Source organism: Anoxybacillus sp. ST70 (assembly GCF_019553625.1).
In the GTDB taxonomy this organism is placed as follows: domain Bacteria; phylum Bacillota; class Bacilli; order Bacillales; family Anoxybacillaceae; genus Anoxybacillus; species Anoxybacillus gonensis.
The window spans coordinates 210,683-217,741 of record NZ_JAHZOF010000004.1 but is presented as its reverse complement, the minus strand read 5'-3'; the positions used below and the strand labels follow the sequence as shown (position 1 = coordinate 217,741).

The 7,059-nt window shown below is 39.5% G+C and carries 9 protein-coding genes and 2 pseudogenes; 8 read left to right on the top strand and 3 right to left on the bottom strand.

Features of this window, described 5'->3' with window-relative positions; all coding sequences use genetic code 11:
• Window positions 1–106: 106 nt before the first annotated feature.
• From K1I43_RS08150 to K1I43_RS08115, 8 genes and pseudogenes are all read left to right on the top strand, one after another.
• A complete protein-coding gene (locus K1I43_RS08150) occupies window positions 107–442 on the top strand; it encodes an iron chaperone (protein WP_019417179.1) in 336 nt (111 codons plus the stop codon).
• Between the two features lie 82 nt (window positions 443–524).
• Window positions 525–986, top strand: a pseudogene (locus K1I43_RS08145) (phage tail protein); the annotation flags it as partial.
• A 179-nt stretch (window positions 987–1,165) separates the two neighbouring features.
• Window positions 1,166–1,318: pseudogene (locus tag K1I43_RS08140) on the top strand (IS4 family transposase); the annotation flags it as partial.
• A gap of 70 nt (window positions 1,319–1,388) precedes the next feature.
• Complete coding sequence (locus K1I43_RS08135; protein WP_019417182.1) at window positions 1,389–1,640, top strand: AbrB/MazE/SpoVT family DNA-binding domain-containing protein; 252 nt, start codon at window positions 1,389–1,391, stop codon at window positions 1,638–1,640.
• On the top strand, window positions 1,637–2,026 hold the full coding sequence (locus K1I43_RS08130) for a type II toxin-antitoxin system death-on-curing family toxin (protein ID WP_019417183.1): 390 nt from the start codon (window positions 1,637–1,639) through the stop codon (window positions 2,024–2,026). The genes K1I43_RS08135 and K1I43_RS08130 overlap by 4 nt, the downstream gene beginning before the upstream one ends.
• Before the next feature lie 433 nt (window positions 2,027–2,459).
• The gene (locus tag K1I43_RS08125) at window positions 2,460–2,879 is read left to right on the top strand and encodes a DUF2975 domain-containing protein (RefSeq protein ID WP_255571981.1); all 420 of its coding nucleotides are present in this window, start codon (window positions 2,460–2,462) and stop codon (window positions 2,877–2,879) included.
• Window positions 2,880–2,889: 10 nt separating this feature from the next.
• Window positions 2,890–3,105, top strand: coding sequence for a helix-turn-helix domain-containing protein (locus K1I43_RS08120; RefSeq protein WP_009360904.1), 216 nt, complete (start codon window positions 2,890–2,892; stop codon window positions 3,103–3,105).
• Between the two features lie 15 nt (window positions 3,106–3,120).
• A complete protein-coding gene (locus K1I43_RS08115; RefSeq protein WP_019417186.1) occupies window positions 3,121–3,915 on the top strand; it encodes a DUF817 domain-containing protein in 795 nt (264 codons plus the stop codon).
• Between the two features lie 28 nt (window positions 3,916–3,943).
• Here the strand turns inward: K1I43_RS08115 and K1I43_RS08110 are convergent, their stop codons facing one another.
• From K1I43_RS08110 to adh, 3 genes are all read right to left on the bottom strand, one after another.
• Window positions 3,944–4,777: an MBL fold metallo-hydrolase gene (locus tag K1I43_RS08110; protein ID WP_220382638.1), complete on the bottom strand. Its 834-nt coding sequence runs from the start codon at window positions 4,775–4,777 to the stop codon at window positions 3,944–3,946.
• Between the two features lie 132 nt (window positions 4,778–4,909).
• Window positions 4,910–5,236 carry a DUF779 domain-containing protein gene (locus K1I43_RS08105; RefSeq protein WP_026011578.1) on the bottom strand — a complete coding sequence of 109 codons (327 nt, stop codon included), beginning with the start codon at window positions 5,234–5,236 and terminating at the stop codon, window positions 4,910–4,912.
• 50 nt (window positions 5,237–5,286) lie between these two features.
• The gene (adh, locus tag K1I43_RS08100) at window positions 5,287–6,807 is read right to left on the bottom strand and encodes an aldehyde dehydrogenase (RefSeq protein ID WP_009360908.1); all 1,521 of its coding nucleotides are present in this window, start codon (window positions 6,805–6,807) and stop codon (window positions 5,287–5,289) included.
• Between the last annotated feature and the right edge of the window lie 252 nt (window positions 6,808–7,059).

The following is a 7,059-nucleotide window of genomic DNA, read 5'->3' as shown; positions in this document are numbered from 1 at the left end:
CTCAACTGTAAATACAGCTTGTTGTACCGTCAACATGTGATTCACCTCCTTGTCTATCAATATTCACATCATAGACAGGAAAAGCAAAAAATATTCAGCTCACTTTATGATGTGGCTGAATAGTTACATAGAAGAAATGTTGCGATGGGTTTCTAATAAATTTCCACATTTAAAACCTCAGATTAAATGGAATACACCAATGTTTACGGATCATGGTACATTTATCATCGGCTTTTCTGTGGCAAAGAATCATGTAAGTGTGTCACCTGAAGAAGCATGCATGGCCCATTTTGCCGATGAAATTGCCCAAGCTGGCTATAGTGCTACGAAAGGATTGTTTCGAATTCCATGGAGCGAACCAGTAAACTACGAATTGTTAGAAAAAATCATTGCATTTAATATTCAAGAAAAAGCAGAGTGCACAAGTTTTTGGCGAAAGTAGTAAAGTCGCCTCCAGAGCAAACGGGCAAATGATATATGGTATCTTTTGTAAAAATGATAAAGAGAGCAATGGAGGAATAGAAATGGCCTATGTCGTTGATTTTAAAAACGTGTCTACAATTGGTTTAGAGTCTTCTCCTTTCGCAGAAGCTCTTGCTGGGTTGCGTGCAAACGAAGCCCGTTATTTTATGAACAAATACAAGCATGAATTTACAGTTGTACCGGCGAGTGAAAGTCAAACAACGATTGATTATGTAAATCACATTTTGCAGGAAGAACGAGGAATTGAATTCGCCGCCAAGCCTTTAGAAACATCACGTTTTCAAGTCGAGAATATTCAATTTGCCTATGTCTTTTACGAAGACGGTCTTGTGGTCAATGTGATGTATACAATCGATGACCCTAAAAAGCGGGCTGTGGGTTTCAAGCTATCTGAAGGGATGGATATACCGAAGGAGCTAGAAGGAACGTTTAAATTCGCTCGGCAAAAATCTAAACTAGCAGGAACCATCCGAGGGTCGTTTTTTGTGATAAAAGGAAATTTTCAGGATAAACACCACCAAAGAGAGGAAGAAATGGAGCTTGAATCTCAAAAGGCGATAAAGAAAAGAAATAAAATCAGGCGTGTTGATTAACCAATAATATCCATGCATATCATAGAAAAAAGAGCACCTTTCCTGTAGAATGTAAGTAGCTACACAAACAAACCAAGAAGGTGCTCTCTATGAACAAGCATACCACCCTCCCACATTTGATGCAAAAAATTGTTTCTGATGAAGATCTCCAATCGATGATCGAAGCCGTTGGCTACCACGACACTTCGCGGACGTTTACGGTGCGTACGTTGGTTGAATTTTTTCTGTTGGCGGCACTTCATTGTCCAACTCGTTTGAACGATTGTTTTATGTTATAATTGTTATAACGATTATAACGAAGAGGTGAGCTATATGCTACATGCAGATCGGAAAGTGTTGAAAATAGGAAACTCACTAGGAGTTACTTTTCCTACGGAATTCCTTCAAAAGCTTGATATACATCAAGGAGACGAAATACAAATGGAGTTTAAAGATAACCAAATTGTGATAAAGAAAAGTAACAAAGTGAACTTGCCAAAAGGCATTTCGAAAGATTTTTTTGACGTGTTAAATGAAACGCTCGAGGAGTATGACGAAACGATTAAGGGGCTTGTTGATCGGTGAGGTATTTAACAGTAGAGGAAATCATTGCGACGAACTTCTTCATTATTGAGAAATACTCACCTCGTGAAATGAAAGGTGTAAAAGAAAAATCATTATTGGAATCTGCTGTGTATCGTCCACAACAAAGTCTGCTTGGCGAAGATGCTTACCCTACTATTTTTGAGAAAGCAGCTGCATTGTTTGAGTCTTTGGCAAAAAACCATTGTTTCCATAATGCAAACAAACGAACAGCTTTTGTTGCTCTTATTCAATTTTTGAAATACAACGGCTATCGGTTTGTGATGCCAAAAGATGAGGCAATTGAATTTGTTGTTGATGTGGTAAATCATCAATATTCCTTTAACGAAATTGTTGCTACAATTAAAGAATACACAGTGAAGTGTTAGTTTTGGTATTCCGCGAAATGAATGAGCTTTCATCTTTCCGACATATTGGATTTCTCAAGGAGTATTAGCGCTAGCGGAAAATCATAACACGTTTTGGGTGTATTGGTTAGGAGGCACATTCTATCATGTCCTTTTAATATGGGGGCTATTTCGGAAGTTTTTTCGCTCGATTGAATAACGGAATCTTCTCTTGCATACAAAAGAGTTTCTCGTACACCTTCGCGCTAAAGTAATGGAAACAAGCATTTCTCAAAAAGAGGAATGCTTTTTATGTTTTAAAACAAATAAATAATTTGAAACAATAATTATTTATTGTAAAACGATAAATAATGTATTAAAATGGAATGGAAATGATCGAAGTGAGGTGCTTGTTGTGAAACGAGAGACACTTTTTTTAAAAAGCGCTATTTTGATTATCGGCTCTCCTGTTGCTATGTTATGTGTATTTGTTTTACCTAAGTTTCCTAACTTTTATGCCGAGTGGTTGCCAGAAGTAGCGTATTTGCGCTATCCGATCACGATCTTTTTTTACGTTACCGCGATTCCGTTTTTCTTTGCGTTGTATCAAGCGTTCAACATTTTAACTTATATTGACAAAAACGAAGCGTTTTCCGATTTATCAGTAAAAGCGTTAAAGTATATAAAAAATTGTGCAACTGCCATTAGTTTGTTGTATATCGCAGGTATGCCGTTTTTTTATCTTACTGCTGATTTAGATGACGCCCCAGGGATTATCATCATCGGGTTGATGGTTGTGTTTGGAGCGATGGTCGTCGCAGTGTTTGCCGCAGTGCTGCAAAAGCTTTTACAAAAGGCAATCGAGATCAAATCGGAAAACGACTTAACCGTTTGAGGTGAATCACATGGCGATTATTGTGAATCTAGATGTCATGTTGGCGAAAAGGAAAATGAGCGTGACTGAGCTGTCAGAAAAAGTAGGAATAACGATGGCAAATTTATCAATCTTAAAAAACGGCAAAGCAAAAGCGATTCGGTTATCGACGTTAGATGCCATTTGTAAAGCATTAGAATGCCAACCGGGAGATATTTTAGAATATCGAAGCGATGACGAAATGTAATGGGAGGCAAAAGCGATGAGAGCGTTCATTCAACTCGTTCATTTTGGTTGGGAACAAGCGTTATCTTGCTTGTTTCCCGTTGTCATTTTTGCCTCGTTAGCCGTAACAAAAATGGTGCCGCTTCCTTTCTTGCCACGGTATGATTGGCTGCTTATTATTTGCCTTTTGATGCAATGGTGGATGGTGCGTACCGGGCTAGAAACGCGAGATGAATTAAAAGTGATTACGATGTTTCACCTCATTGGTCTTGCGCTTGAATTGTTTAAAGTGCACATGGGGTCTTGGGCTTATCCAGAAGAAGGGTATGTTAAAATTTTCGGCGTGCCTTTATATAGCGGTTTTATGTATGCAAGTGTCGCTAGCTATCTTTGTCAAGCGTGGCGACGGTTAAAGGTGGAACTCGTGAAATGGCCGCCATTTTCAGTCGTTGTTCCACTAGCTGCAGCGATTTATTTAAATTTTTTTACCCATCATTATTGGTTTGATGTTCGTTGGTGGTTAATCGGACTTGTTATGCTCGTTTTTTGGTCGTCATCCGTCACATACGAGGTGAATGGAACGCGTTATCGCATGCCGCTTGTGCTTTCATTTTTTCTCATCGGGTTTTTTATTTGGATTGCGGAAAATATTGCTACGTTCTTTGGCGCTTGGCAATACCCGAACCAAGCGAAGGCTTGGAGTATCGTTCACTTAGGAAAAGTAAGTTCATGGTTTTTATTAGTCATTGTCAGCTTTCTCATCGTTGCGACGTTAAAGCAGATGAAAGAAAAAAATCCACAGACGACGATTGCGGCGGTTAGGACGCAATAGAATATATGATTTTAGCGAACAGCAATCGTCACTGTTCGCTCATCTTTTTGATCCGATATTCTTCAATCACTGAACGGACGATATGAGAAGAGCTCCATTCACCGAAGGAAAGATAGGTGATTGGATATTTCTTCGAGAAAAGAATGGATTGAATTTGTTTTTGTTGTGCATCTTGTTCATACAAATCAATAATTTTTCCCTGAAGTTCTTGTAAATAGTTAAGCTTTCGTTGTAAAGCAGTTCGTCCGTCTTTTATATAACCAGCGTGAGCACAAAATATTTCGTTAAAATCGTACGTTAACACTTTTCTTAATGATTCAATCAATGTAGGGACGCTTTCTTCGCGCAAAACGACTTTTGTTTTTTCTAGACAGTACAAATCCCCTGTAAAAAGTTGTCCTGTTTCGCGATTAAGAAATGCGAGGTGATCGACCGCATGACCTGGTGTATGAATGACATCCCATGTCCCGTGGTGAGTAGAAAATGTTTTTCCAATCGGTTTGGCTTGGAAAGGGGGGCGTTTTCCCCAAAAAAACTTGCGATATATGGGATAATCTGCTTGTTTACGACAATAATCAATCATGAGCTCATTCATATAAATGGGCAGTTGTCGTTCGCTTTGTAAACATGCTGCACAACCTGTATGGTCTTCATGAAAATGAGTAATGACAACTTGGTCAATTTGTAATTGGTTGAAAAACTGTGTAAATTCTCGTGCTAACGATTGTGCTCCGGTGTCAATCAATACACCATCAATCGAGAAACAATGAACGGTTAAGCGAACTCCTTGAAATGTTAGAGTACCTTTGGCAACGTGGACATCGCCAACCGTTTCTTGTTCAAATTTTTTCTTTAGTAACATCCCCACTCCCCCTTAATTCCATTATACTATACAAAAATGAATAGTCATTCATTATTTTTGGTTTTATGAAAATCATCGTTTTTGTGCTTCATTCATAAAAAATGAGCTGCCCTAAAGCAACTCATCATATGACTAAAATACTTTTGATCTTGTCAAAAAACGTACTCCTTCGGATCCTTCAAGTGAAAACATGCCACCCCGGCCAGGCACAACATCAATAATAAGTTGTGTATGTTTCCAATATTCATATTGAGCAGCATGCATATAAAATGGACATCCTCCAATTTCGCCAAGCAATACATCTGAGTCACCGATCATAAACTCTCCTTGCGGGTAACACATCGGTGAACTTCCGTCGCAACATCCACCTGATTGATGAAACATCAGTGGACCATATTTCGCTTTTAGCTTTTCAATAAGTTGTAGGGCTGCTTCGGTCGCTATGACTTTCGGTTGCATGTGTCCCATCCTTTCAAAAAGGCAGCGCTTTCGAGACGCTGCCTTGACGATTAAAAAAATCCAAGTTTTTTCGGTGAGTAGCTAACAAGTAAGTTTTTCGTTTGTTGATAATGTTCGAGCATCATTTTGTGCGTTTCACGTCCGATTCCTGACATTTTATATCCACCAAATGCCGCATGCGCAGGATATGCGTGATAACAATTTGTCCATACACGTCCAGCTTGAATGCCACGTCCAAAGCGATACGCTGTATTAATATCGCGCGTCCATACTCCAGCACCTAGTCCGTATAATGTGTCATTTGCGATCGCTAACGCTTCATCTTTATCTTTAAATGTGGTGACAGATACAACCGGACCGAAAATTTCTTCTTGGAAGATACGCATACGATTATGCCCTTTAAAGACGGTTGGTTTGACATAATAACCACCTTGTAAGTCTCCTTCTAACATATTGCGCTCGCCGCCGATTAGAAGTTCAGCCCCTTCTTGTTTACCGATGTCGATGTATGACAAAATTTTTTCTAGCTGTTCAGATGAGGCTTGAGCGCCAATCATCGTACTCGTATCGAGCGGATTTCCTTGTTTAATTTGCTTCACTCGTTCTAAAGCCCGTTCCATAAACACATCGTAAATCGATTCTTCGATTAACGCGCGTGAAGGGCATGTACAAACTTCCCCTTGATTTAATGCAAACATCGTAAAACCTTCCAATGCTTTATCGAAAAATTCGTCATCTTTCGCAACAACGTCAGCGAAGAAAATGTTTGGTGATTTTCCGCCGAGTTCAAGCGTAACCGGAATTAAATTTTGAGATGCATATTGCATAATTAAACGTCCGGTTGTCGTTTCGCCAGTAAAGGCAACTTTTGCAATTCGTGGGTTAGAAGCGAGCGGTTTGCCAGCTTCAAGACCAAATCCGTTGACGACGTTGATAACACCTTTTGGTAATAAGTCTTGAATTAACTCGATTAGCACAAGAATCGATGTTGGAGTTTGTTCTGCTGGCTTTAATACGACGCAGTTACCAGCAGCTAAAGCAGGTGCGAGTTTCCACGCTGCCATTAAAATTGGGAAGTTCCAAGGGATAATTTGTCCGACAACTCCAAGCGGCTCTTTGAAATGATAAGCGACGGTATCATCGTCAAGCTCTGCAAGCGTGCCTTCTTCAGCGCGAATGCAACCCGCAAAATAGCGGAAATGATCAATTGCCAACGGAATGTCAGCGGCACGCGTTTCACGAATCGGTTTTCCGTTTTCCCATGTTTCTGCGACCGCAAGCATGTCTAAATTCTCTTCCATTCGGTCTGCGATTTTATTTAATAGGCGTGCACGTTCAGCGACAGATGTGCGTCCCCATGTTTCTTTCGCCGCATGAGCAGCATCGAGTGCTAATTCGATATCAGCTGCTTTCGAGCGAGGAACTTCGCAATATACTTGTCCAGTAACGGGCGAAATATTTTCAAAATATTCACCGTCAATGGGAGGTACCCATTCTCCACCGATGAAATTTTCGTATCTCTTTTTAAATGTAATGAGTGAGCCAGGTTGCCCAGGCTGAGCATAAATCATGTAAACTCCTCCTTTTGTATCCGTTTTCAAATGAAAATAAATGACCAAGTCTGATACACATCATATGTGTCGATTTAGTGAAATATGATCTACTACATCGTTTTTATTTCACTTATTTGATTGATTATCGGATTACAAGAAGTTCTTATATTTCGTTAGCTAAATAAAGAGGGGAGATTATCTAAAAAGGAATTGTAGAAGAACATAGTTTGAAGAATCGAATTGAAGTGAATAGACTTGTTAGAGATATTT